Raw genomic sequence first — 24,830 nt, forward strand, 5'->3', positions numbered from 1 at the left:
GTCATTAGTACGAACCACACCGAGTCTGGTTTTTTTGATTTCAAACCAGCGTTAGAGAATGGATTCGAGTTGGCAATAAGGAGCTTTTCCAATTCCCACTTTCCGATAAAGTTCTGAAATCAGAAACAGCCCAGCAGTGCTGCATCTTGAGTGGGATACGAATGGATAACGTCTGGCTCAAGCGAGTTGCCTGCCTCTGAAGATACAGGAGTGGGCAGCGCGTAGGCTTTTGCAAAAAACTGACAATGGCGCTGAGGACGCTGCTCTTTGCGATTTGAGCTTATTTCAATGCTACTCAATTATAGATGGGCACCCCCTGATGCTTCGATCCTCTGACCTGTAACCCAGCGGCTGTCTTCGGATGCCAGAAATGAAACAACATCAGCAATATCATCTGGCATTCCAATGCGCTTGATGGCTGAAGTCGCCAGTGTTTGTTGCTGTCCCTCCTCAGAGCGTAACCAGCCAGCGTTGAGATCAGTATCAATCGCGCCGGGAGCGATCGTGTTCACGGTAACACCTCGTTCTCCCAGTGAAGCGGCAAGATATTGAGTCAGCACGTTAACGGCTCCCTTAGAAGCGGCGTACACGCCATAAACTGGATAGGAGAAGCGTGTCAAACCAGTACCAAGATTGATGATTCGCCCGTTGTCGCGTAGACGGGAAAGCGCCGATTGAGTGATGAAAAACAGCCCTTTTACGTTGAGGTCAAACTGCTGATCAAATTCTTCTTCTGTCCAGTCACCAATGGGTTTTGCGATCGCAGTCCCAGCGTTATTTACCAAGACATCTAACTTGGATTCACCTGTCAAGTTGACTAGCTCAATGTCTAGTCTCTCGAACATGGCATGAATGCTAGAGACTTGAGAAACGTCGGCTTGTATAGCAATTGCCTTACTGCCTAACGCTGTAATTTCGGCAACAACTTCATCGGCTGCGGCCTGATTTTGACCATAGTGAACAATAATGGTTAACCCGTCTTTTGCCAATCGCAGCGCGATCGCACGACCTAACCCACGACTCGCGCCTGTTACAAGTGCAACTTTATTCATAGTCTCTCCTTAAAAACTTGAAAAACTTGAGAATTTGATGGAAACCACTCCGCTACTGTTCTTGATAGTTCCAGAGCAAGCCACCATCGACGAAAAAGGTGGTGCCTGTCACATAGTCAGATTCAGAAGAGGCTAAGAACGCGACGATCGAGGCCACATCACCGGGTTTGCCCAAGCGCCCCAGCGGAATATTTTGCAACAGTGCGCCTAGTTTTTGAGGATCGTTTAAAAGCTTGGTGTTGATGGGCGTTTCGATCGCGCCAGGAGCCACATTGTTGATGGTGATTCCTAGAGGCGCAAGCTCGATCGCCAGGTTGCGTGTCAGCATTTTCAACGCGCCTTTACTGGCACAGTAGGCAGCAAAGTGAGGAAAGGGCAATTCTTCATGCACTGAGCTGATGTTAATGATTTTGCCGGGGCGTTTAGCTTCCCTCAAATGCTTGACAAGCGACTGAGTGGCAAAGAAAACACCTTTAAGATTGACATCCAATACTGCATCATAATCGGCTTCAGTGACATCCCAAAAGTCAGCATTTTTTTCAATCCCGGCATTATTGACCAGGATATCTAGCTTGCCAAAGTGGGTAATGCTATCGGCAACCATGCGCTGTACGTCTGCCATCGTGCCCAGATCAGCTTGCACTGTAAAGCCCTCGATCGAGTCGCAGTGTCCATCCACCATATGACAGCTACCACCCGCTGCTTTGACTTTCTCCAGCGTTTCTTCTGCACCCTTTGGATTCGAGCGGTAGTTGATGGCGACATTGGCTCCTTCCTCGGCTAACCGAATGGCGATCGCCTGTCCAATACCCTGACTGCTGCCCGTTACGAGCGCTACCTGACCATCTAGCCTCATACGATTCTCCTATTTTCAGCATTGACTAACCATGACATCTCAAATCGTTTTGGTGTTTGCAAACATTTGGATGCGCGGCACCCCGACCACTCGTGAGCAATCGCTTACAAACGCGCAGTTAAGTGATCAGCCACTCTTAAAGCATTAGCAATAATGGTTAACGTTGGATTAACACCAGAGTTGGAAGGGAAAAAGCTACCGTCTACTACGTAGAGATTATCAATATCATGAGTGCGACAGTTGAGGTCAAGGACAGACGTAGTGGGATCTTCGCCCAAGCGACACGTGCCACACTGATGCCCCACCACTTGAATACCTGTGTTGTTGCGTGGATAGATACCGTGGTGCAAGTGCACGTTCTCAGCTTTATGGTCGATCGCTTTCAATACCTCTGTCCAACGATGCACCAGGCGATCGCGGGCTTTGGTATTATTGGGCGTGTAATCCAGATGCAATTTTTCTCCCTCTACGCGCACTCGATTGTCGGGATCGGGTAAATCTTCGGTTTGTAGCCACCAACCTGTAGAATGATTGGCAATTTGCTGTAGCCCAAAACCTGGGACTAATTTTGCCAGCGGAGCCAATAGGGGCGGCGCTTCAGCGGGGATCATGTCCCCAAGGACATTCCCGGTATTTTGCACTTCACCCATTGGATAGGGAAAATCAGGCTCGCCCCAGTAGAAATCATTAATGCAGATGGTTTTTTGATACACATCTGGGTTTGGAGTAATGCTGAGCTGTACCATTGCGGTGGTCAAATGTTTCATCAGGTTACGTCCGACTTGATCAGAACGATTGGCAAGCCCGGTGGGATGACGATCGTTGGCCGATCGCAACAGCAGTGCCGCTGAGTTAATCGCACCACAAGCCACGACCACAATCCCCCCCCGAAATAGGTGAGTCTCCCCATCAATTTCCGTCTCCACGCCTGTAATCTCTCGGCCCGATTCGCTGGTGTGCAGTCGCAGCACTTTTGCTTCCGTTTTCAGCGTGACGTTAGGAAATTTAAGGGCAGGTGCAATCCCCTCGACTTCAGCATCGGCTTTGGCATGAACCAGGCACGGAAAACCATCACACGTATCACAGCGAATGCATGTACTGAGGGTGCGATCGACTTCATTGAGCTTCAACCCTAACGGCAAATGGAAGGGATGCAACCCTTGCTGTGCGATCGCCTCACTCAACTGCTGCATCCGTGGCTCATGGCTAATGGGAGGATAGGCGTATTCACGGCTGCGGGCTGGTTCAGTCGGGTCTTCTCCTTGTTTGCCATGTACATCGTAAAGAACCTCTGCTTGGGTGTAGTAAGGCTCAAAGTCAGCATATTTAAGTGCCCACGCAGGTGAGAGACCATCGTAGTGTTCAACGTCTTCAAAATCCCGCTCCCGGAGGCGCAACAAGGCCGCTCCATAGACTTTGGTATTGCCGCCAACCCAGTAGCTCATTTGCGGTCGAAACGGCTTGCCATCACTGTCATACCAGTGATCAGAGGTGTGGTAGCGCTCCTTCACATATACTTCAGCCGCACTCCAATTTGCCTTTTCTTTGGGTAGGTAAGTGCCCTGCTCTAAAATCAGAATTTTCTTGCCAGTCGGAGCCAGTTTGTACGCCAGGGTGCCGCCTCCAGCTCCCGTGCCAATAATAATGAGGTCATATTGCTCATCACTGATCATGGTCGCTCTCCTCTTTGATATTTGCTCACCAACGTTTGCTCAGTCACTAAGAAGAAACACTCTCAGCTACTAGTGCCACATCATTTCAGGTTACTCGTTGAATCATGAAGTCTCCGACTGCACCCATAACAGTACCAATAGGTTCTGAGTAGCCGATGAGTGGTGCCATACAAATAGATGAAAGAAAGGTGAGGGTTAGAAAACTGTCTGGCAACGTGTTCTGTAGTCACTCATGGAATACCACAAATAACGTCTTAAAACATCCTCCAGACACGTTTGAGGTTGAACTGCTTTCCCCCCTCTACACAGAGTGGGTTTAGACGGTACCTTTTCGGCAAAAGATCTTTGTACGTTATTTCTATACAGAATGGAAACTTCTTTGCGGGTTCGTCAGTCTCAGCTTCCACCCACACATGCGGTCAACTCCTTGCAAGGATGGGTTTTCAGTTCAAACGTTGACTGCAAACGGTGCATTACTCTCAGAGATTGCTATCTGCTGAGAACCGATTAACATTAGGAGCTTTCACTATGAACCGCTTAATGCTTGCAGCGATCGGAGCCTTTCCGATCGTCGCTCTTTCGTGCTTGCCGAAGCCTGCTTCAGCCGAAACCGTGCCGCAAACCGCTTTTTCGCGTGCACCCATTGTGATTGCCGATCGCGACAATAATGATTGGCGTAATAACGATCGTCGAGATAATGACCGTCGCGACAACGATCGTCGAGATAATGACTGGCGCAATAACCATCGGGATAATGACTGGCGGAATAACCGCCGTGATTACGATTGGCGGAATAACCGTCGAGACTATCAACGTCGGGTATGGATTCCTGGTCATTGGGAACGCGGGTTCTTAGGGATTGGTCGCAAGTGGGTTGCGGGTCACTATGAATATCGCTAACTAGCAGCTTCCAGTAGACCTCCGAGGTTTTCGAAACCTCGGAGGTCTGGGAAAACCTCGGAGGTCTAGAAAGTCTCGATGGATGGAAATAGGTTGGGTTTGATGAGATCTTTGGGTTACAAAAGAGGCATCTCCTTGCCGAGCAAGCCCCATGCCAGAAGACAAGCCAGAAGAACCGTATGCCTACTCGCCCACCACGATCGAGAAAGTTTTTGAATTACTCGACAATAAGCTGGTCTCGTTCGGTGTTCCAGGGGCGTTAAGCTTTGTTGGCATTACAAAAGCCCGTGAAAATCAATGGACAGAAGCAGGCTGGTGTTTTGCAGGGGCCGCTGGGGTTTGGCTCGTCATCAAGCTTGGCAAGAAGCTATCACCCAAGCTAGAGCAGGCAATGGATGGCGCGATCGCCAGTATCGAGCGATCGTTATCAGACCTGCGATCGGACTTTGAGGGGCAATACCTGAAGCAACAGGCAAATCTCTGTGAGGAATTTACAACTGAAGGCTTTAACCCCGATCGCACCGCTCTTCCTTTATTGGCAGAAGTGTTTGTGCCGTTAGAGTTGAGTGGAGCGCTGGGCATGGCTGATCCAGCAGCACCCATCGCAAAAACAAATCCTTTGCGTCAACGTGACCCCTTGCAGCGTGACTCAGTATTGCGATCGACACATTTGCGATCGGAGCATCTCAGCATTTGGGATCTGTTGGCACGATCCCAGCGCGATCGCAAATTCACTCACCTACAACCTGCAACAGTCTCTCCCCGGAGAACTTCCGTCGATTATGGGCGGGGTTTGGGTGGCGGCTGATTGGTTTTCGGTCTGGGTAGAGGGGGGTGTCTTTTCTCTCGCGCAGAGAATTGTGAAGTGTAGCACATCGCAGTCCTAGACAGACCTCCGAGGTTTTCAAAACCTCGGAGGTCTAAGCCCCCACGGGTGTCTAACCTACATCCAGCATGAGCGTTTTGAGGGTTGTCACGAACTCATTGGTGATGGGAGCCAGAGGCCGATCGCCCGATTCCAAAAACACCTGAATCTCTGCCTCAGAGACCAATGGTTGTAAGATATCGAGCCTGGGTAAGGTGCCCGATCGCAGCCCAGCGTACTCAAGGTAACTGGGAAAACTCCCAGTCCTTTGGATGAGACACCAGCCCAGCTTTCGTTGGGTTGAGGTGAATGTACCGCGTGAGATGGTATAGATACTCGTCGCTATCTACCGCAATTGCCTGAAATTGACCTTGAAACAACGATCCCACCCGGTTGTAGCGCCGATTCATCGCTTTGGTATACGCCACCGATAACCGTTGCATCGCTTCAGACACCGCCTCTGTTTTGCACCGTACTAACAAGTGGTAATGGTTAGGCATCAAGCAATAAGCCAGCACATCCAGAGTTTCTTCGATCAGATGTCGTCGCACCAGACGCAAAAAGTGCAGGTAGTTTTCCCGCTCAAAGAAGATGGGATTGCGATCGTTCCCACGATTGTAGAGGTGGTAGTCATGATCCGTCTGGAACTTTACATCGCGACGCGGCATAAGAACGGTTTAGCTGCAACGACTCTCTTAAAATTCCCTCTTAGACCTCCGGATTTTAGACCTTCGAGGTTTTCAAAACCTCGGAGGTCTGTAGAGAGGCAGCGCAACTAACATCCGCTCGATCGCACCTGACTACCAGAGAAGTTGCACCAGGTGCAGGAGGAGTCAAACTTACTTTCACTTGATCGCAACTAACTATCAGACGAGTTTCACTCAGTTCAGAAGGAATGGCAGCAACATTCATTCGATCGCAACTGACGATCATTCATCGATTCATCATAAAAAATAAGCGATCGCAAGTAAGCGATAAGCGTTACTCGATCTTGCGTCATCACAACTTACACCGACTGCAATTGAAGCAACAATTTGACAAGCCTCAATCCCGTTTAGGTTAGTCTCGCCTTCACACATCTACTGTGGGTTTAAAGCAATGGCAATGACCAGGGGAAAATCAACTAGAAACCACTTCAGCACTGCGCGATCGGTTTCCTTAATTTACTCAATTCTTCTCAGGAAGATGGATAGCCTCAGACGCTAAATTGCAAACATCTATTCTTCCAAAGGAGTGCATCATGGCACGGCGTAAAAAAGTTTCTCGTGTCCTCGAAAAAGCCCAGCAGCGCGAAGCCAGTCTGCGATCGATTAGTGCTCAACTCGACCTTGGCAACGGACTCACCCTAACCACCTACACCAGCCGTCTGCAAGACTTACAAGCCCAGCTCTCCAACTACAACACAACCCTTTCCCTACTCGACAAACTCTCTGACGATATTGCCAATACGGAACAAGACGTGCGCGAACTCTCCGAAAAAATGCTGATGGGCGTTGGCATCAAATACGGTAAGAGTAGCCAGGAATATGGCATGGCAGGCGGCGTACCCAAAAACAAGCGTCGTCGTGCCACAAGTCAGCCATCATCTTCCGCTTCTGCTAGCCCTCAGTTTGAAATGGTAACGTCTACCTCTACCAATGGTAGAAACTCCGAAACCACCAACGGCAGTACTCTTTTGCAATGAAATCACTGGTTTTAGATTTCGCTTCCTCACCGCTTTAAAACAGTAACCCAGCCGCAAATCAAAACCAGTGGCTTGTCGTTAAGGAAGTGCTGCATCAATCGGGTTTCTCTAACTGAGCTGTCACGAAACCCGTTGATGCAAGACGCGATCCTTCTCTTAGAACGTGAAAGTCGTCCGAATCACGCCTACATATTGAGTTGCGTTCGTATCATTCCCTTCTGGGTTAAACAACACAAACAAACCGGGCGTAATCGCAATATTGTCAGTCAGGCGATAGCGGTAAAACGCTTCCACATGAAATGGCGTATCACCATCCTGACGGTTTGCTGTTAGCCCATCGTTATCAATAACGTGGGGCGTAATGCCAACGAGAAGGCCGCCCAAGCTACCTTTTTTACCCAAATCGGGAAAGCCCAGATAAGCTGCCGCATAGAGAATGGTAGCATCATCGTCGCTGCGATTGCGGTGTGCAAAAGCGGCTCCTGCCCAGCCACCCACAGTGATTCCAGGGCTAAGACTAAGCTGTACCGCACCACCCACACTATCAGCAGTAAACCCCACTCGATTGGTGGCGCTATTAGCAAACGGATTGGACGCATAAGCGGTACCAATACTGGCCGTGAGGTTTGCTCGGTTGCCATTGGCGGTATCACCCACCAACGTACCGGGGCCGTAGTAGGAGTGAGCGTAGGTAAGGCCGATCGTCAGCGCTTTACTGGGTGTAAACACCACCTGCGCGATCGCTGCATAGTCCCCATTAAAAAGGCCCGCACTGTCTATAGGATTGTTGCTAGCACTGCTTCCAGAGAAGCCACCCTCCAATCGGAAGGCATCACTAAACTTATAAGCAGCCGTGATACCTGCGGCTCCAGACAAACCAGTCGCGTTTAGCTGAGGATTATTGACCCGATAGATGGGGCTAAAGCGACCAAAGCGAGAGACGGCTCCAGCACCACTGCTTTCAAAGGGGCTGAGGGTGCTTACCAACGAGTCATAAAATTCAATGTTAGCGGCATCAATCTGAACGCGGAAGTTGTTGCCCAAGGGGAAGCGGTAGAAGATCTTATCGATTAAAACAGAGTTGCCTTCGTTGCCATCAAACCCTAAGCGCGTTTCATTGGTTCCGGTCAGGTTGCCACTATAAGGAGTGATATTGCGTGCCTGTAGTCGAGTTCGCAACAAGTCCTTACCACTAAAGCTAGTATCCAATGCTAAACGAACCCGGTCTGCAAAGATAGGATTTGTCTTGTTGTCTCTGGTAACGGGCGATCGATCAGCATTGGTCAAGCGGGTGTTGTTGCCCGATCGCACCGCGCGATCGCCAAACGTGTCAGAGATACTGAAGATGACTTCGCCCCTCAGTTTGGTGGTGGTCGAGAACTGCTGTTTTTCCAGCGTTGCGGTGCGAGCTTCTAACGCATCAACCCGTCCACGTAAGGTTGCCAGTTCCGCCGCAAACTCTTCTTGCAGCTTTTGCACCGCCAGCAAGTCTTCCTTTTTTACCAAATCAGCCGTGCCTGCGGCGATGAGTTCGTTAATGCGATCAAGGCACGCATTCAACCCGGCAGCAAACTCGTAGCGGCTCAATGCCTGATTACCGCGATAGGTTTTGTCTGGGTAGCCCACAATACAGCCATAGCGTTCTACGAGCGATTGCAGCGCTTGAAACGCCCAGTCGGTCGGCTTGACATCTGAAAGCTGAGAAACTGACGTGACTTGGTCAGCGGTACTTGTTCCAAAGTTTTCAGCACTGTAGGCACTGAGTAACGGCGCTGAGGCAGTGGGCTGAGCAGGTGCGGCAGAAAGGGGGGTGCCTGTTGATCGTTCACTGGGAACGCCTGCTACGGCTGCGAGGCTGAGCGCGCCCACAAACCCTGGAACCAGAGCGAGCGCCTTCAGCAAAATCTTGGCGGTCATGATACTAAAACCTCACACAATTAGAACGGATGACTGAAAAACGGCAATGCCTGCTTCCTGAGACGATCGCGGAAACAGCGTATTCTTAGCACCACACAACCAGCAGGTCTGGAGTCAAGCTGATGGTAATCAGGAAAACTACGATTAGCTGATCGAATTACCGTATTTTAGAGTAGGGCCATACTCTCACAGACTTTTCTAAAACACAAGTCGGACGCTTCTAAAGTGATCAAGCCTTAACACCTGGGTTTGAAGCGTCGGTCAAAAGCTCGATCGATTAATGCTGCTTGGAACCTTTTCACTTGCCTTTAGGCAAATACCTGTGGCATACTTCAAATTTGTTCAATTTTACGGTATCTTGATCGATATACCGTAATTAAAATTGAGCTTACATGCATTCGTGTTGAAGCGCATTTGTCTTGCTGGGGCAGACCGGGTTAACTGCTGCCCTGTTTACCCCTTCGTCAATGCCACCATCGGTATGGCTTACAGCGGTTTTCAATCTCAATGAGCCAGGTCTTAATCAAGATGGGCTTATCAAGATGGACATCGGGAGTTAGGGTCTTGAGGGTGGTGAAGGCAAAGGAAACTGGCAGTAATTTGCAGAGTGTCTTTCACCGTTCACTTTAGGAGAATCAAGATGGGTAGTTCATCGCATAGGGCAAATGTTTTAAACAGTGAACGGCTTTCGCCAGTGCAATGGGTACGATCGAAGGTGGTGGGGTCTGCGGCGGTACTGGCGATCGTGGTGGGGTTAGGCACGCTTTCTGCCTGCACGTCTGGCAGTAACAATGCCGACAATGCTTCACCACTGCCCAGTTCGTCACCCGTCAGCACCAACAGCACGCCTCAAAACGTTGCTCAAAGCAACGTCGTGCGGATTGGCTACCAGAAATACGGGACGCTCTTTTTGCTCAAGGCACGCGGCAACCTGGATGAGCGGTTAAAAGCTCAGGGTACAAGCGTGCAGTGGATTCAGTTTCCAGCGGGGCCACAACTGCTGGAGGCATTGAATACGGGCAGTGTGGACTATGGCTCGACGGGTGAAACGCCGCCTGTGTTTGCTCAAGCAGCGGGTGCACCACTGATCTACGCCGCAAATGAACCGCCCGACCCTACAGGGGAAGCTATTTTGGTGGCAAAAGATTCACCCATCAAAACGGTGGCTGACTTGAAGGGCAAAAAAGTGGTGCTGAACAAAGGCTCGAACGTCCATTACCTGCTGGTACGAGCGTTAGAGGAAGCAGGACTGAAGTATAGCGATATTCAAGCGATCTATTTGCCGCCTGCGGATGCACGAGCCACCTTTGAGAAGGGCAGTGTGGATGCCTGGGTGATTTGGGAGCCGTTCCTGACCGTGGCGAAAAAGGCAACGGGGGCGCGTGTGCTGAAAGATGGCATGGGCCTGGTGGCAAATCGTCAGTTTTACCTCGTGGCGAAACCGTTTGCGGAGCAGTATCCCGATCGTGTGCAGGCGGTGATCGAAGAAACGCAGAAGGTAAATGAGTGGGCCAAGGGCAACGCCAAAGAAGCAGCTACCATTCTTTCGCCTCAGGTGGGTATTGATGTGGCTACCCTGACTGAAATTTTGCAGGGACGCTCCTATGGCATTACTCAACCTGTGAAGCCCGATGTGGTGGACTACCAGCAAAAGATTGCGGATGCTTTCCTGTCACTGAAACTGCTGCCAAAGCCGATCGCGGTTAAGGATGTGGCGCAATTACCGAAGCCGTAGGACTTAGGAGGAATCGTTTTAATGCAACTACTTTGGTTTATTCCAACGCATGGCGATGGACGCTACCTAGGTACGTCGATCGGGGGGCGATCGACTGATTATGACTACCTGCGGCAAATTGCGCAGGCGGTTGATCAGCTTGGCTATACGGGTGCGTTATTGCCAACGGGACGGTCTTGTGAAGATGCCTGGATTGTCGCTTCAACCCTTGTGTCTCAGACCCAACGCATGAAGTTTTTGGTAGCAATTCGTCCGGGTATTGTTTCGGCAGGAGTGGCGGCACGGATGGCAGCGACGTTCGATCGCCTGTCGAATGGTCGCTTGCTGGTGAATGTGGTGACGGGTGGCGATCCGGTCGAGTTGGCAGGCGATGGCTTGCATCTAAGCCATGACGATCGCTATCGACTGACGGATGAGTTTTTGACGGCGTGGCGGACGATCGCGAGTGGTGGTGAAGCGAACGTTCAAGGCAATTTTCTGGATATTCGCGGTGGCAAGTTGCTGTTTCCGCCTGTGCAGCAGCCTTATCCGCCGCTCTGGTTTGGTGGCTCGTCGCCGATCGCGCAGCAGATTGCAGCAAAGCATGTGGATGTTTATCTGACTTGGGGCGAACCACCCGCTCAGGTGGCAGAGAAGATTGCCTCGGTGCGCCGTTTGGCAGAAGCAGAAGGACGGACATTGCGGTTTGGCATCCGGCTACATGTGATTGTGCGCGAAACGGCTAGCGAGGCGTGGGAAGCGGCGAATCGGTTGATCAAATATGTGGATGAGGAGGCGATCGCGACGGCACAGAAAGCCTACGCTCGGATGGATTCACAGGGGCAGCAGCGGATGACGCAGCTACATGGTGGCAATCGTGAAGCGCTGGAAATTAGCCCGAATTTGTGGGCCGGTGTAGGGTTAGTGCGAGGTGGCGCGGGAACGGCTCTGGTAGGCGACCCGGAGACGGTGGCGGCTCGGATGCAGGAGTATGCAGATTTGGGCATCGACACGTTCATTCTGTCGGGCTACCCGCATTTGGAGGAGGCTTACTATGTGGCAGAGTTGCTGTTTCCTAAGTTGCCGTTAGAAAATCTGCCGACGAAGGCGAAACAGTATGCGCTGAGTCCGTTTGGTGAGGTGATGGCAAATGATGCGTTTCCCAAGACGGCTGAGAAGAAGCCGCAATTGACAGTGGATTAGTTGTAGTGCTGCCATTTGCATATCACTGCCCCTATCCGCTGTCTTCAATGACTCAAAGTTTTTGGCTCCGAGCCTTGGGGGGCAGCCCCCAAACCCCCCGAACTGGGGCCGAAGCTTCCCTCAGACCCCTTCCAAAGGTCGATCGGTGAGCGTTGAATGCCCAAAGCAGCGCGATCTGAAGTGCCCAAAAGCAGTTCCACTTCTTTAAAGACAATTTCTATCTCACTCAGCCATCAGCCCAAACCTCAGATCTCTTGATTGCAGCTCACAACTCCAAAGCTCCTTCTACCTTTCCGTCCCTTACTTCCAAATGCTCCTCGCCCCCCTGCTTCCCCCGCTCCCCCTTCCCCGCACTCCTTTTGCCCTTTACTTTTTTCCTTCTCTTCAATGCCCAAACCTCTGAATCGACACATTAAAAAACTCATTCCGTGGGGTGTTCCTATCCTGCTGATCCTGGTCTGGCAGTTACTCTCGCAAACTGGGATCTTGCCAGCACGGATTTTGCCAGCACCTACAGCCGTTTTACAGGCGGGTATAACGCTTGCGACGACGGGTGAACTGTGGCAAAACCTTTACATCAGCGCGATTCGAGCGCTTACAGGCTTTCTCATTGGTGGGGTACTGGGCTTTGTGCTTGGCTTGCTCAATGGATTGTTTCCGGTGGCAGAACGGTTGCTGGATACGTCGCTGCAAATGCTGCGGAATATTCCTCACCTGGCGCTGATTCCGCTGGTGATCTTGTGGTTTGGCATTGGGGAAGAAGCAAAAATCTTTCTGGTGGCGATCGGTGTCCTCTTCCCCATCTATCTCAATACCTATCACGGAGTTCATACCGTGGATCAAGGTCTCATCGAGATGGGCAAAGTTTACGGGCTGAAGCCGCTGGATCTGTTCTGGCAGATTATTCTGCCGAGTGCGCTGCCGTCCATCCTGGTTGGCGTGCGCTTTTCGTTGGGGATCATGTGGCTGACGTTGATTGTGGCAGAGACGATCGCGGCTAGCTCTGGTATTGGCTACATGGCAATGAACGCACGGGAATTTTTGCAAACGGATGTCGTGGTGTTCAGCATTCTGCTGTACGCCCTGCTAGGCAAGCTGGCAGACGTTGCGGCTCGACTTTTGGAAGAACGGTTACTTCAGTGGCATCCCAGCTATCAAACTCGCTCTGCTGATGCCTGATACCTTTCGTCACAACAATCATTATCTTAAGGAGAACCAATGGCATCACTTCCGAGAGGAGCGGATCTCAAGCTCTTAGGTTTAGAAAAACGCTTCGGACAGCATCCGGTGCTGCGAGGTATCAATTTAGAGCTTCCACCGGGGCAGTTTGTGGCGATCGTGGGGCGGAGCGGCTGTGGTAAAAGCACTTTATTGCGCCTGGTCGCAGGGCTGGAGTCTTCTACAGATGGCGGCATACTCATTGATGACAACTCGTTACGACAACTCAACCGATCGGCGCGAGTGATGTTTCAAGATGCACGGCTGCTACCCTGGCGGCGGGTGCTAGAAAATGTGGGGTTGGGGCTACAAGGCAACTGGCGAGAACAGGCGCTGTGGGCACTCCAACAGGTCGGGTTAGCCGCTCGTACCCGCGATTGGATTGCGCCCTTATCGGGTGGGCAACGTCAACGAGTCGCGCTGGCACGGGCACTGGTCAGTAAGCCACGGTTGATGCTGCTGGATGAACCCCTGGGTGCCCTGGATGCATTGACGCGTACCGAAATGCAACACCTGATCGAAACGCTCTGGTTGCAGCAACAGTTCACGACGCTGTTGGTCACTCACGATGTTGAGGAAGCGGTTGCCCTTGCCGATCGCGTCATCATGCTAGACGAAGGCTTGGTCGCTCTGGATCTCACGGTCAACTTGCCGCGTCCCCGGCAGCGTCAAGAACTGGCGTTTGTCTCACTGGTAGACCAAATCCTCAAGCAAATTACAGGCGCTGTACCTGCCGGACAGTCGATCAAAACCACTAGTTCGCGCACCTGAAGCATTTTTCAAACGTCAAGCCTGAGTTGTCGCTAAGTCGTACTCTCCTCCCTAAACGATCGCTGCTGATGGGTGGCTCTCGCGCATCAGCAGTTTTTTCATGCATACGGCTGCTAGTCAACTGCGTCAATCCTGGATCTATAGCAGTACGTAGATGGATTAGGACACATCGCCATCATCAAAATACCGCTAGTACTCCAGTTGTAGATTGCTAGAAAGGTTAGGTAGGAAGTGCACAAAAGTTTTTTAATGACTCCAGGCTTCAGTTCAGTTCTAAGGACAGCCGCCGCAACTGTTTCAAGCGAAGAGGTTCAAGCCTGGGGGGAACAGTTTAATCGGTTGCATGAGCGGATTGCTCCCCACTTGAAACGGGTAGACACCAGACAGCACGCCCAAGCCTCTCTGCAAAGGTTGTTGAGTTCGATTGAGCGCAAAACTGATTGGCAGATTGCTGACCAAGTCGGAGAGGCGACTCCCTATGCCATTCAACATTTAGTCGGACGCTCAGTATGGGATGCCGATGCGGTTTGCAATGAAACCCGCCGCTACGTTGTAGAGCCGTTGGGACAACCTGAAGGGATGCTCGTGATTGATGAAACGGGGTTTATCAAAAAGGGCAACCTGTCGGTGGGTATGCAACGTCAGTACAGTTGCACAGCCGGATGGATCGAGAATTGCCAGATTGGGGGTGTTTTGAAGTTATGCGACACCGCAGGGTTACACCTTCTTACATCGAGCACTCTACTGACCTAAGCGTTGGACCGAAAAGGCACAACGATGTCAACAGGCAGGAGTGCCGCAGACAGTAGGATTTGCCACCAAAGTTCAAGCGCAACTACAGCTTGAAGTGAGCTTAACGCTCCCGGAAGGACGACGGTTGCTATCCGCCCTATTGTGGTCTTGGACTCCCAGTGTGGCTTCTATCTTTACCTGGTCAACTTGGTGGCGCGTTCATCAAGCCTTTGCCAGGTTCGATCACGACAAACGCTGTCTGATTTCTCCAAAGCTGGATCTACAACTGTAGTACTAGCCTTCCGGCAATGGCCTCCCTTTCGGTTCAGGTAAAGCGGGGCCGCGCTCATAGGGCATTGGAATGTATTGCACGGACGGTTTGCCACCTTGAGCCTGAGGGAACAAATCCATAAGATTGTAAATTGCTCTGGGCAGTCCTACCGTGATCGGTAAACCGAGTTCAGTCGCTTCTTCAACCGTAACCGGGTAATCGTGAGTCACTCGCCCTGCTGTAAGGGCCTCAATGATAGGCTCAACGCGCTCCGGGGCAATTTTGGGATAGGGAATGGTGTCTTGTAACAACGTCCTCACAAAGCGTTGCACCTGCTGAATAGCTTTGCGCGATAGATCCGCCATAATCAACGTCTGGTCATCAATCTCACTGATCGGCTTTTGCTCCACAACCTTGAGGATACTGGCCGCCGCAAAATTACCAAGCTGCGGATCAACTGGCCCTAGAACCGCATTGGCATCCATCACGATTTCGTCTGCCGCTAAAGCCAGCATGGTACCACCACTCATTGCATAGTGAGGCACAAACACGCTCACCTTAGCGGGATGGCGAATAAGTGCTCGTGCAATTTGCTCAGTGGCAAGCACCAACCCACCGGGTGTGTGCAAGATTAAGTCGATCGGCACATCAGGTGGTGTAAAGCGAATGGCGCGTAGCACTTGCTCAGAGTCTTCGATCGTAATGTAGCGTGAGAGCGGTATGCCTAAAAGGCTGATCGATTCCTGTCGGTGAATTAAGAGAATTGTGCGGCTATTGCGCTGACGCTCAAACTCTTTAATCGCTTGCACTCGCCGAAACTCAATTTGCCGACGCTGCCAGAGAGGCTGTAGCGACGAGAAGACTAGAAAGATCCAAAAGAGGTCAAAAAAGTTGAAGTTCAAAAGCATTGCTCCCTGAGGCGAAGGAAACTACCTGTTGCCTTCCATTATTTCAGCTCGATTGGCAAAAAAAGTCTATCTGAAGATCGTCCTTCAAACTACAAGCAGAAGACAAATACCTTATTCAAGAATCGCATCTCTCCAAAGAGACAAATACTTCATGTCGCAATCCAATACTAACGGTAGTACGTTATACGCTTACCCGGCGTTAAGGTTTGAATGATAGTGTTTAGCTTTTGAGGAAACGTTATGAGTACCGCTAAAGAGACTTCTAATAGCCCCCAGCCCGCTAGAGATAGCTCCGATCGCGTCGAGTCAGATGTTTACGATAGAGGTATTGTTCCTGCTGAAACAGCCGCTCGCAAAGAGCGAGAAGGCGAAGAGTATAAGACTCATCCAACTGAAGACAATTCTGACAGCGTGCAGACTGATGGGGGCTATACGGTAGACAAAGAAGGTCTGCTGAATAACTACGCCGTTGAACCCGAAATGTACTACGAAACCCCTGGTGATGCACGTCAACCGGAAGATGAACCACACATTAAAGAAGGTCAAGGGCCTGGTGTCGTTTAGTCGTGACTGGAAATCGAATTTGCCAGGTTGATGAAATTTGAATAGCTATTGTAAGCCTGAGCCTCATCAATGACTTAGGCTTGCGATAGAACAGATTATTAGGTCATAAGTATTTAAGTTACTAGCTCATAAATGTTTAAGTTTGAGTGACATGCTTTAAGTTTGAATGACATGCTCTGACGTGGAGGAATCTTACGTCAATGTTGCTTGCTAAAGCAGTCTCAAACCGTTTGTAAGAGAATGTTGTATTTGAACCAGTCAACAGTCAGCAATTATGCAGATTTAATGATTGCTGATCGCTGAAGGCAAATTCAAAATCATTTTCGCAAACTAAGTGAATCGCTGTATGTAGTCATTGAGTGCTCCAAAAAGAGGCTTCATCCTATGATGTTGCGTACACCAAAATGACTGCCTAAATTCGGTACCGTTAAATTTTGTAGGAATTCAGATTAACGCGATCGCAGCACGGCCTTAAATGTTTGATGGACCTCGAAACGCTCATTCGATTAAAACGGACGATTCGTGCGATCGGATTTGATGATGCGCCTTTTGTGCGACGGGCAAGCGAGCCAGTAGCAGTTGCAGGCGTGGTGTGTGCAGGCACCCGTTTTGAGGGCATGGTATGGACGCAGGTGCAACCTGATGGCTGGGAGGCGACCGAAGCCCTCGCGCAAACGCTGCTTCGCAGCAAGTTCTTACCACAGGTGCATATTGTGTTACTGGATGGCATCTCGCTGGCGGGATTCAACGTGATTGATCTACCGCTCCTGGCTAAACAGTTAGAGCGTCCTTGCGTCTCCGTCATGCGCCGCTTGCCAAAGCTAAGCGCGATCGAATTTGCGATGCGACGGTTGCCTGACCCAGAGCGTCGGTTAGCGATGCTTCAACAAGCGGGCAGCATTCATGCACACCCACCGTTCTATTTTCAGGTTTGTGGCGCTGAGCCAGTCGTTACAGCAGCAGCACTCAACCAATTAACCGATCGTGGGCATGTTCCTGAAGCACTGCGGTTAGCCCATCTAATCACAGCAGCCGTCGTTAAAGGCGAAAGTGGACGACAGGCGTAGGGGAAGGGATGAGGGATGAAAGTTTTGAGTTTTGAGTTTTGAATTGCTTCCCTTGCCTCCTTGTCTCCCCTGCCCCCTGCTCCTGATACCGATTTAAAGAATGACGGCTACAGATCAATCGGTGGGTAGGGGCAAGGCATTGCCTTGCCCCTACAGGATGTGCCGCATTTTCAAGTCAAATTGGTATGACTCCCGACTCCCATTCCCCACTCAAAAACAAACTTGACGTGAACGTTAAAGTTGCGTTATAAGTAAAGCGTGAACGACAGAATGCGTATCGGTGAATTTGCTGAACGGGCGGGGGTGACACCTCGAACGGTACGGTACTACGAAAGTCTAGGGTTGCTTGGTCCCAGTGAGCGAGCGGGCGCAGGCTTTCGTTACTACACGGATGTAGAACTCGGTATTCTGAACAAGATCAACATCTATAAGAAATTAGGTCTGAGCCTGGATGAGATCGCCGTTGTGCTGCCGCTCTACTCCCAAGATCCGACTGGAGTGCAGGGCAAACGGAAAATCGTCGAAATTCTCAAAGCACATCTCCAAGAAGCAGATGAGAAAATTGAAGCGTTGAATCAGTTTCGATCGGAACTCCAGGCAAACATCGATCGCATTCAACAATGGATCGATGAGCGCACTGAGCGTTAAACATTTTTGGGGCAGTAATTTTTTTGCTCTAAACCTGACGTTGACGTAAAAGTTAAAAAGGATAGGAAAATGCAAACACTCCAACATGCAGAAACTCAAAATTGTTATGGACGGGGTTGGGGCAAGCGGAACGGAAGGGCTAGCGAAGCGGGTAAACCGGGTCTTGACAGCTTGAGAGGTTTTGCCCCAGATCTCGGCTACCCCATGATCGAGTTTGCCTTTGATGATGTGTATCCTCGTTCAGATCTGGTGAGATCACAAGAAATTGCGGCGATCGCTGTGCTCACGGCACTCGGCAACGCACAGCCGCAGCTTAAAGTCCAGATTCACCATGCGTTGAACGTGGGCTGTACTCGTACTCAGGTAGTGGAAGCCATGCTGCAAGTGGCTGTACATGTTGGCTTCACGGCTATTTCGCCTAGCACCACCACCGCAAAGGAAGTCTTCCAAGAGCGGGATGCGCGAGCGAATGAACTCAACCACGCTTAACCGTTGGTTAGAGCCAAAGCAAGAAAAATTTAGGCAAGGAAGAGTTAAACATGGCAGGTAAGTTAGATGGAAAAGTGGCGATCGTCACTGGAGCCTCATCGGGTATTGGGGAAGCAACCGCGATCGCGCTGGCAGCAGAAGGTGCAACCGTGGCGATCGCAGCCCGCAGGAGCGATCGCTTAAACAAGCTCGCCAAGCACATTACAGAGAAAGGTGGACAAGTCTTGTCAATTACTGCTGATGTGTCTGACGAGGATCAAGTTAATGTCATGATGCAAAAGACGCAAGCAGAATTTGGCAGAGTCGATATTCTCATCAACAATGCGGGTGTCATGCTGCTAGGCATGATCGACGGTGCTAATACCGAAGACTGGCGGCGGATGATTAACCTCAACGTACTGGGGCTGATGTATGCTACGCACAAAGTTTTGCCGCTGATGAAAGCGCAGGGTGAAGGACATATTGTGAATATCTCGTCGGTTGCAGGTCGCGTCGCCAATGCCGGATCGGGTGTGTATAACGCTTCCAAGTGGGCAGTAGGAGCCTTCTCGGAAGCATTACGCAAAGAAGTTTATCAGAACAACATTCGCGTCACGATTATCGAACCGGGCTTGGTGGCAACGGAACTGCCGCAGCATGTGACCGACCCCAAAGCGAAAGAGACAACGGCTAACTTCTACGGTTCGGTCAAAAACTTGGACGCTGAAGATATTGCAGCGGCGATCGTCTATGCCGTGACTCAGCCATCGCACGTGAATGTCAATGAAATTCTGATTCGTCCCACAGAGCAAGAGCGTTAGAACGCAAGCGATCTCTTTCTACACCTCACTGTCCAGGTTTAAAGCCTCAGCTTCCGAGTTCCAAGTTCCATTATTCCAGTTCAGAACGCCATCATCCGAGTTCCAAGCTCTAACGTCCGAGTTCAAAACTCCATCATTCCAGTTCAGAACTTCATTATCCGAGTTCTAAACACCATCTTTCGAGTGCAGAACTCCATTGTTTGAGATCAAAGCGCCGTCTTTCGAGTGCGGAACTTTATTGCTCAAGCTCAAAGTTCCATGATTCAGGCTTAAAGCTTCCTCGCGAGTAATCAAACTTCGATCGCAGGCATTTGCATTCGCACAAACGTAACCCATAAATCAGGAATCACGGTCATGAAAACCAGAAAACTAGGTAATCAAGGGTTAATTGTCTCCGCATTGGGACTTGGCTGCATGGGCATGTCCCAGGCGTATGGTGCTGCCGATGAAACCGAGTCGATCGCCACCATTCATCGTGCCCTGGAGTTGGAGATTACCTTGCTCGACACGGCTGATGTATACGGGCCACATAAGAATGAGGAGTTGATTGGAAGGGTAATTCAGGATCGCCGCGATGAGGTCATTCTGGCAACCAAGTTTGGCATTCAGGGGTTTGATGGCAAGCAAATGCTGATCAACGGTAGTCCTGAATATGTGCATCAAGCCTGCGATGCTTCTTTGCAACGACTGGGCATCGACACGATCGATTTGTATTACTTGCATCGGGTTGATCCAAAGGTGCCGATCGAGGAAACCGTTGGTGCAATGGCACAACTCGTACAGCAAGGCAAAGTCCGCTACATCGGGCTTTCAGAAGCATCGTCAGAAACCATTAGACGTGCTCACGCCGTTCATCCCCTGACGGCTTTACAAAGTGAATACTCGCTCTGGAACCGCGATCCAGAAGATAACGTTCTACCAACGCTACGTGAATTAGGCATCGGCTTCGTGCCCTATAGTCCAATGGGACGTGGATTTCTTTCGGGACAGATTACTAGCCCCGATGATTTTGCTGCCGATGATTTTCGTAGAACATTGCCTCAATTTCAAGGCGACAACTTCTACAAAAATCTGCAAGTGGTCGATCGCGTGAAGGAAATCGCTACTGAAAAAGGGGCAACACCCGGACAACTTGCCCTTGCCTGGTTGCTGGCTCAGGGCGACGACATCGTGCCCATTCCCGGCACCAAGCGCCGCACCTATCTAGAGGAAAACGTCGGCGCAACTGACATCCAACTGACACCGAAAGATTTGCAACGCATTGAAGCCGTTGCACCCAAAGGAACCGTAGCAGGCGATCGTTACTCGGCAGCCTTGATGAGCACCGTCAATCGCTAAAGCAACGCCGATAGAACTTACGCAAACCTCGGAGGTTTCCAACCAGGAATCAAGCATCGTCATTAATGTCGTCGCTTAAACCTCCGAGGTTTTGGTCAAAGGCGTAAGTCTTGATCAATCAACAACTGTATTTAGAGGATAAATTCATGAAAACGAAAAAACTGGGCAATCAAGGTCTTGCCGTCTCCGAGTTAGGTCTTGGCTGCATGGGCATGTCGGAGTTCTACAGTGGGCGCAATGAGGAAGAATCGATCGCCACGCTGCATCGTGCCTTAGACCTGGGTGTCACTTTTCTCGATACAGCTGATATGTATGGCCCGTTCACCAATGAGAAATTGGTGGGTCAAGCCATTAACGATCGCCGTGATCAGGTCATTTTGGCAACCAAGTTTGGCAACGTGCGATCGGAGGATGGTGGCTTTCGAGGAGTCAATGGTCATCCCGATTACGTCCGTCAAGCGTGTGATGCGTCGCTCAAACGGTTGGGTGTAGAGGTGATTGACCTTTACTATCAGCACCGGGTCGATCCAAATGTGCCGATCGAGGACACCGTAGGCGCAATGGCAGAACTCGTCCAACAGGGTAAAGTCCGCTATTTAGGACTTTCGGAAGCGGCACCCGCCACCATTCGACGGGCACATGCCGTCCATCCCATCTCGGCTCTGCAAACCGAATATTCCCTCTGGAGCCGTGACCCTGAAGATGAAATTTTGCCAACCATTCGGGAGTTGGGCATTGGGTTTGTGCCCTATAGCCCTCTTGGTCGCGGCTTCCTGTCTGGGCAGTTTACCAAGCCAGATGATTTACCTGCGGATGACTATCGCCGCAACTCGCCTCGCTTTCAGGGCGAAAACTTCCACAAAAACCTGGAATTAGTCGAACAAGTAAAAGCGATCGCCGCCACCAAAGGCGCAACTCCCAGCCAGTTTGCCCTCGCCTGGTTGCTGGCTCAGGGCGACGACATCGTACCCATTCCCGGCACCAAACGCCGCAAATACCTGGAGGAAAACGTTGCTGCAACCGACGTTACGCTGACTCTCGATGAGTTGAAGCAGATTGAAACCGTCGCACCAAAGGGCATTGCAGCGGGCGATCGCTACCCCACCCAGCACATGAGTGCCGTTAATCGTTAAGTGTGGCGCACACCGCTGAAGGCACTGAAAAAGCTTGCTGGTAGAATTTGCTAGCTTTGAACCGCTGGAAATTCGCCACTTAATCTCCTGCATATTGCCCTATCTGGTCTGTACTGGATAGGGCAATTCTGCATCAGGCTAAAAGCCGCTGTGATTCAGTTGTTATACGGAACGAACGAACAGCAAAGTGAAGTAGCTTGATATAGCATCGAAGCCCTCATTCTTTATTCTGCTGCCGAATGAGTTACGGTTGCCTGTTCTGATGACGTAAAAATTAGTTGTCTTAATCGTAGAACGTTCATTGACTTTGCTATGCCGCCCAAAAAAGAAAATAATGGATGCGGATGTTCAAGCATTCCAATTTCATTCATCATCGTTTTATTAGGGATTGGTTATTGGGGCTTTACACATTTCGATTTTCGCAAAATCAGTCAGCTCTTGCCGACGATGCAGCCACCAGCAACACTTACACCTCAGAAATCAACTGCTCCTCTTCTGACTCCTGTGCCTGGACAAGTTGAAACCGCTGTTTCTCCACAAAAATCTTCCGGTACACCCGCTATTGCACAAGCACCTTTACGCAGTTCTTCTCCCAAGGCATCCTTAACTCAAGCTCTTTGGGAGAAAAAGTTGATTCGAGGCATCTATTTAAGCCGCTATCAAGCGACTAATAATGCTGATGAACAAACGATTCGACAACGGGTTCGCTATTACCATAGTCAAGGCATCAATACTATCATTCATGGGGTATGGGGCAATGGCTGCACGATGTATAAAAGCGAGGTCATGCAGCAAACGCTGGGTTACCAAAGTTGTCCCAATCAATTTCGAGATCAATGGCTAGATTGGCTCATTGACGAGGCGCATAAGCAGGGAATGCAAGTACACGCCTATTTTGAAAAGGGAATTAAAATCGACAAAAACAGTCCAATTTTCGACCTGGCAATCTCAAAGCGATGGCTCGTGCCTGGCGTTGATAAAACGTATACTGGTATCGATCAATACGTACTGGATATGGATATTCCAGAGGTTGCTAATTTCTTTAGGAAAATATCAGTAGAGTTTGTCCAAAAGTATCCAACCATTGATGCTGTTCAGTGGGATGATTACTTGGGCTATTACGCTGGCTTACCTGGGAAAGAAGACCGCACGGCTCGTTTGACCAAGTTTGTGCAACAAATGCGATCGGACATGAAGAAAGCAAACCCGACCGTCAGTTTCGACCTTTGCCACCATAATCCTTACTGGGGTAAGCGTTACTTTGCAGCAGATTGGCAAAATTGGGGAGTCGATCGAGTCTTCATCCAAACCTATAACGATGCTAACCTCAATCAGGAATTGAATTACGCTAAACATTATGCAGGTGTAGCTATTACCGATCAACAACTGTATCGCTTAAAATCACTGCTTAAGAACACCGAAATTAAGAGCATTTTAGTCTTTCCTTCATCTGGAAAACCTGAAGAAGCCGCTGCCCTTGTTAGAAAAACTATTCAATGAGTAGTTTAAAAGAGTCAAATCCTTAACATCATTACAGCTATTTTCACTCGAATGAGCTACACCTTATCTCCTTTGATCCCTTGACTCCCTTGCTTGTACTTCACTTGCTTGGAAATGGCTATGACTTATCCTAGAAAGAGAAAGCATGGTAGATCCTTATAAACTATTCAAGTACAGCCTAGCTAATATTGCAGTAATCGTCTCTATTCCTGGATTGGGCGAACGACTATACGGAATAGCTGATCAAATGCGAGGCCAGCCTTTTGCAGATGTTGGAGTTGTTATGTATGAGCATAGCGGTAGAGCCTGGCTATTCTGGCTAGTAAGTTTCCTATCGTCATCTTGTTTTCTTATATTTATGCTTAAGCACTATCTCAGCCGAGAGAGCAGCCTACCGTTCTGGTTTGGAGGAATTACAATTCTTCTATGTTTACCCTGGTACCTTTTTGCTTTGGCATGGTAGTAATGAGGATCGTTTGCTCTAGTAACCGCAAGCTTTTCTAGGCTAAGTAAGTTGAATCAGTCCACCGATCGCCATTCGGATTACCAGTGAGTGTGTTACATCAGTAAGGTGTTATTAAGCGGCACTCAACTTTGGCAGGACGATCATGATGAAGAGCGTTGTGGTTACGGGAGCATCAACGGGCATTGGCTGGGGTACGGTCAAAGTGCTCGCACAGAAGGGTTTTCATGTCTTTGGCAGTGTGCGGAAGGCAGAAGATGCCGATCGCCTCGTGGCGGAATTTGGCGAAGCCGTCACACCCCTCAAATTCGATGTGACGGATGCAGCGGCGATCGCCAGTGCTGCCAAAGAAGTACGAGAACGCTTGAACGGCGAAACTCTGTTTGGGTTGGTCAATAATGCGGGTATTGCCGTCTCTGGGCCGCTCATGCACTTGCCAATTGACCAATATCGGTTTCAGATGGAAATCAATCTCATCAGTCCGCTGGTTGTGACGCAAGCCTTTCTCCCGTTGCTGGGCACCGATCGCACCCTCAAAGGAGCATCCGGACGCATTATCAACATCAGTTCGGTTGGCGGCAAGATTGGTAGCCCCTTTCTGGGTGCCTATTCTGCCTCGAAACATGGACTGGAAGGGATGTCTGAAAGTTTGCGACGGGAACTCATGCTCTACGGCATTGATGTCATCATTGTGGGGCCAGGGCCGATCGCCACCCCGATTTGGGACAAAGCCGCTCAACTCGATCTCTCCATCTATGCCCAAACAGATTACGCAGACGCGACAAAGAAATTAGGTGATTACGCTATCAACCGAGGACGACAGGGCTATCCACCGGAACGGGTTGGCGAAGTCATCTGGGAAGCGCTCACGGCTGCCAAACCGCGCACACGCTACGCGATCGTTCCCAAACCTCTCACGAATTGGATACTGCCAAGCCTGCTACCTAAACGATGGGTAGACAAAATCATTGCCGATCGCTTTGACCTCAAACGCAAATAGTTTGAATATATATAGCAATCCCAAGTCAGTTGTGAGAAATTAGGGAGGACTCAGACAAGGTTGA

General features: G+C 50.1%; 24 protein-coding genes. 18 read left to right on the plus strand and 6 right to left on the minus strand.

The genetic code is table 11. The features are described from left to right. Positions 1-299 precede the first annotated feature (299 nt). The 3 genes from AC5JLP_RS07995 to AC5JLP_RS08005 all read right to left on the minus strand — a co-directional run bounded on the left by AC5JLP_RS07995 (position 300) and on the right by AC5JLP_RS08005 (position 3,581). Positions 300-1,052 carry an SDR family oxidoreductase gene (locus tag AC5JLP_RS07995; RefSeq protein ID WP_496067397.1) on the minus strand — a complete coding sequence of 251 codons (753 nt, stop codon included), beginning with the start codon at positions 1,050-1,052 and terminating at the stop codon, positions 300-302. Positions 1,053-1,104: 52 nt separating this feature from the next. After that, complete coding sequence (locus AC5JLP_RS08000; protein ID WP_496067398.1) at positions 1,105-1,908, minus strand: glucose 1-dehydrogenase; 804 nt, start codon at positions 1,906-1,908, stop codon at positions 1,105-1,107. 104 nt (positions 1,909-2,012) lie between these two features. Continuing rightward, positions 2,013-3,581 carry a GMC oxidoreductase gene (locus AC5JLP_RS08005; protein ID WP_496067399.1) on the minus strand — a complete coding sequence of 523 codons (1,569 nt, stop codon included), beginning with the start codon at positions 3,579-3,581 and terminating at the stop codon, positions 2,013-2,015. Between the two features lie 528 nt (positions 3,582-4,109). Between AC5JLP_RS08005 and AC5JLP_RS08010 the strand changes: the two genes are divergently transcribed. Beyond that, the gene (locus AC5JLP_RS08010) at positions 4,110-4,481 is read left to right on the plus strand and encodes a hypothetical protein (protein ID WP_496067400.1); all 372 of its coding nucleotides are present in this window, start codon (positions 4,110-4,112) and stop codon (positions 4,479-4,481) included. A 151-nt stretch (positions 4,482-4,632) separates the two neighbouring features. Beyond that, positions 4,633-5,289: a hypothetical protein gene (locus AC5JLP_RS08015; protein ID WP_496067401.1), complete on the plus strand. Its 657-nt coding sequence runs from the start codon at positions 4,633-4,635 to the stop codon at positions 5,287-5,289. Between the two features lie 296 nt (positions 5,290-5,585). On the opposite strand, the gene AC5JLP_RS08020 is transcribed toward AC5JLP_RS08015, so the two are convergent. Continuing rightward, complete coding sequence (locus AC5JLP_RS08020; protein WP_496067402.1) at positions 5,586-6,014, minus strand: transposase; 429 nt, start codon at positions 6,012-6,014, stop codon at positions 5,586-5,588. Positions 6,015-6,586: 572 nt separating this feature from the next. Here AC5JLP_RS08020 and AC5JLP_RS08025 point away from each other — a divergent pair. After that, a complete protein-coding gene (locus tag AC5JLP_RS08025) occupies positions 6,587-7,030 on the plus strand; it encodes a hypothetical protein (RefSeq protein WP_496067403.1) in 444 nt (147 codons plus the stop codon). A gap of 156 nt (positions 7,031-7,186) precedes the next feature. Here the strand turns inward: AC5JLP_RS08025 and AC5JLP_RS08030 are convergent, their stop codons facing one another. Further along, positions 7,187-8,947 carry an iron uptake porin gene (locus AC5JLP_RS08030; protein WP_496067404.1) on the minus strand — a complete coding sequence of 587 codons (1,761 nt, stop codon included), beginning with the start codon at positions 8,945-8,947 and terminating at the stop codon, positions 7,187-7,189. Between the two features lie 640 nt (positions 8,948-9,587). On the opposite strand from AC5JLP_RS08030, the gene AC5JLP_RS08035 reads away from it, so the two are divergent. From AC5JLP_RS08035 to AC5JLP_RS08060, 6 genes are all read left to right on the plus strand, one after another. After that, positions 9,588-10,682 (plus strand): sulfonate ABC transporter substrate-binding protein, encoded by a 1,095-nt coding sequence (locus tag AC5JLP_RS08035; RefSeq protein ID WP_496067405.1) that lies wholly within the window; start codon positions 9,588-9,590, stop codon positions 10,680-10,682. Positions 10,683-10,703: 21 nt separating this feature from the next. Further along, positions 10,704-11,864, plus strand: coding sequence for an FMNH2-dependent alkanesulfonate monooxygenase (gene ssuD / locus AC5JLP_RS08040; RefSeq protein ID WP_496067406.1), 1,161 nt, complete (start codon positions 10,704-10,706; stop codon positions 11,862-11,864). 387 nt (positions 11,865-12,251) lie between these two features. Beyond that, entirely contained in the window at positions 12,252-13,043 is a 792-nt protein-coding gene (gene ssuC, locus AC5JLP_RS08045; protein ID WP_496067407.1) for an aliphatic sulfonate ABC transporter permease SsuC, read from the plus strand. Between the two features lie 39 nt (positions 13,044-13,082). Beyond that, positions 13,083-13,853: an ATP-binding cassette domain-containing protein gene (locus tag AC5JLP_RS08050; RefSeq protein ID WP_496067408.1), complete on the plus strand. Its 771-nt coding sequence runs from the start codon at positions 13,083-13,085 to the stop codon at positions 13,851-13,853. Positions 13,854-14,102: 249 nt separating this feature from the next. After that, a complete protein-coding gene (locus tag AC5JLP_RS08055) occupies positions 14,103-14,606 on the plus strand; it encodes a transposase (protein ID WP_496067409.1) in 504 nt (167 codons plus the stop codon). A 40-nt stretch (positions 14,607-14,646) separates the two neighbouring features. Beyond that, positions 14,647-14,877, plus strand: a complete 231-nt coding sequence (locus AC5JLP_RS08060; protein WP_496067410.1) for a hypothetical protein — start codon at positions 14,647-14,649, stop codon at positions 14,875-14,877. Positions 14,878-14,879: 2 nt separating this feature from the next. Here the strand turns inward: AC5JLP_RS08060 and AC5JLP_RS08065 are convergent, their stop codons facing one another. Continuing rightward, positions 14,880-15,764 (minus strand): SDH family Clp fold serine proteinase, encoded by an 885-nt coding sequence (locus tag AC5JLP_RS08065; RefSeq protein WP_496067411.1) that lies wholly within the window; start codon positions 15,762-15,764, stop codon positions 14,880-14,882. 240 nt (positions 15,765-16,004) lie between these two features. Between AC5JLP_RS08065 and AC5JLP_RS08070 the strand changes: the two genes are divergently transcribed. The 9 genes from AC5JLP_RS08070 to AC5JLP_RS08110 all read left to right on the plus strand — a co-directional run bounded on the left by AC5JLP_RS08070 (position 16,005) and on the right by AC5JLP_RS08110 (position 24,766). After that, on the plus strand, positions 16,005-16,328 hold the full coding sequence (locus AC5JLP_RS08070) for a hypothetical protein (RefSeq protein WP_496067412.1): 324 nt from the start codon (positions 16,005-16,007) through the stop codon (positions 16,326-16,328). Positions 16,329-16,810: 482 nt separating this feature from the next. After that, the gene (locus AC5JLP_RS08075) at positions 16,811-17,395 is read left to right on the plus strand and encodes an endonuclease dU (RefSeq protein WP_496067413.1); all 585 of its coding nucleotides are present in this window, start codon (positions 16,811-16,813) and stop codon (positions 17,393-17,395) included. Between the two features lie 258 nt (positions 17,396-17,653). After that, complete coding sequence (locus AC5JLP_RS08080; RefSeq protein WP_496067414.1) at positions 17,654-18,043, plus strand: MerR family transcriptional regulator; 390 nt, start codon at positions 17,654-17,656, stop codon at positions 18,041-18,043. A gap of 69 nt (positions 18,044-18,112) precedes the next feature. Then, a complete protein-coding gene (locus AC5JLP_RS08085; protein ID WP_496067415.1) occupies positions 18,113-18,532 on the plus strand; it encodes a carboxymuconolactone decarboxylase family protein in 420 nt (139 codons plus the stop codon). Between the two features lie 50 nt (positions 18,533-18,582). Next, the gene (locus AC5JLP_RS08090; protein WP_496067416.1) at positions 18,583-19,332 is read left to right on the plus strand and encodes an SDR family NAD(P)-dependent oxidoreductase; all 750 of its coding nucleotides are present in this window, start codon (positions 18,583-18,585) and stop codon (positions 19,330-19,332) included. A gap of 354 nt (positions 19,333-19,686) precedes the next feature. Further along, positions 19,687-20,670, plus strand: a complete 984-nt coding sequence (locus AC5JLP_RS08095; protein WP_496067417.1) for an aldo/keto reductase — start codon at positions 19,687-19,689, stop codon at positions 20,668-20,670. 146 nt (positions 20,671-20,816) lie between these two features. After that, entirely contained in the window at positions 20,817-21,803 is a 987-nt protein-coding gene (locus tag AC5JLP_RS08100) for an aldo/keto reductase (protein WP_496067418.1), read from the plus strand. A 312-nt stretch (positions 21,804-22,115) separates the two neighbouring features. Then, positions 22,116-23,303 carry a family 10 glycosylhydrolase gene (locus tag AC5JLP_RS08105; RefSeq protein ID WP_496067419.1) on the plus strand — a complete coding sequence of 396 codons (1,188 nt, stop codon included), beginning with the start codon at positions 22,116-22,118 and terminating at the stop codon, positions 23,301-23,303. Positions 23,304-23,911: 608 nt separating this feature from the next. Continuing rightward, positions 23,912-24,766 carry an SDR family oxidoreductase gene (locus tag AC5JLP_RS08110; RefSeq protein WP_496067420.1) on the plus strand — a complete coding sequence of 285 codons (855 nt, stop codon included), beginning with the start codon at positions 23,912-23,914 and terminating at the stop codon, positions 24,764-24,766. Positions 24,767-24,830 lie beyond the last annotated feature (64 nt).

This window comes from Stenomitos rutilans (genome assembly GCF_059505485.1).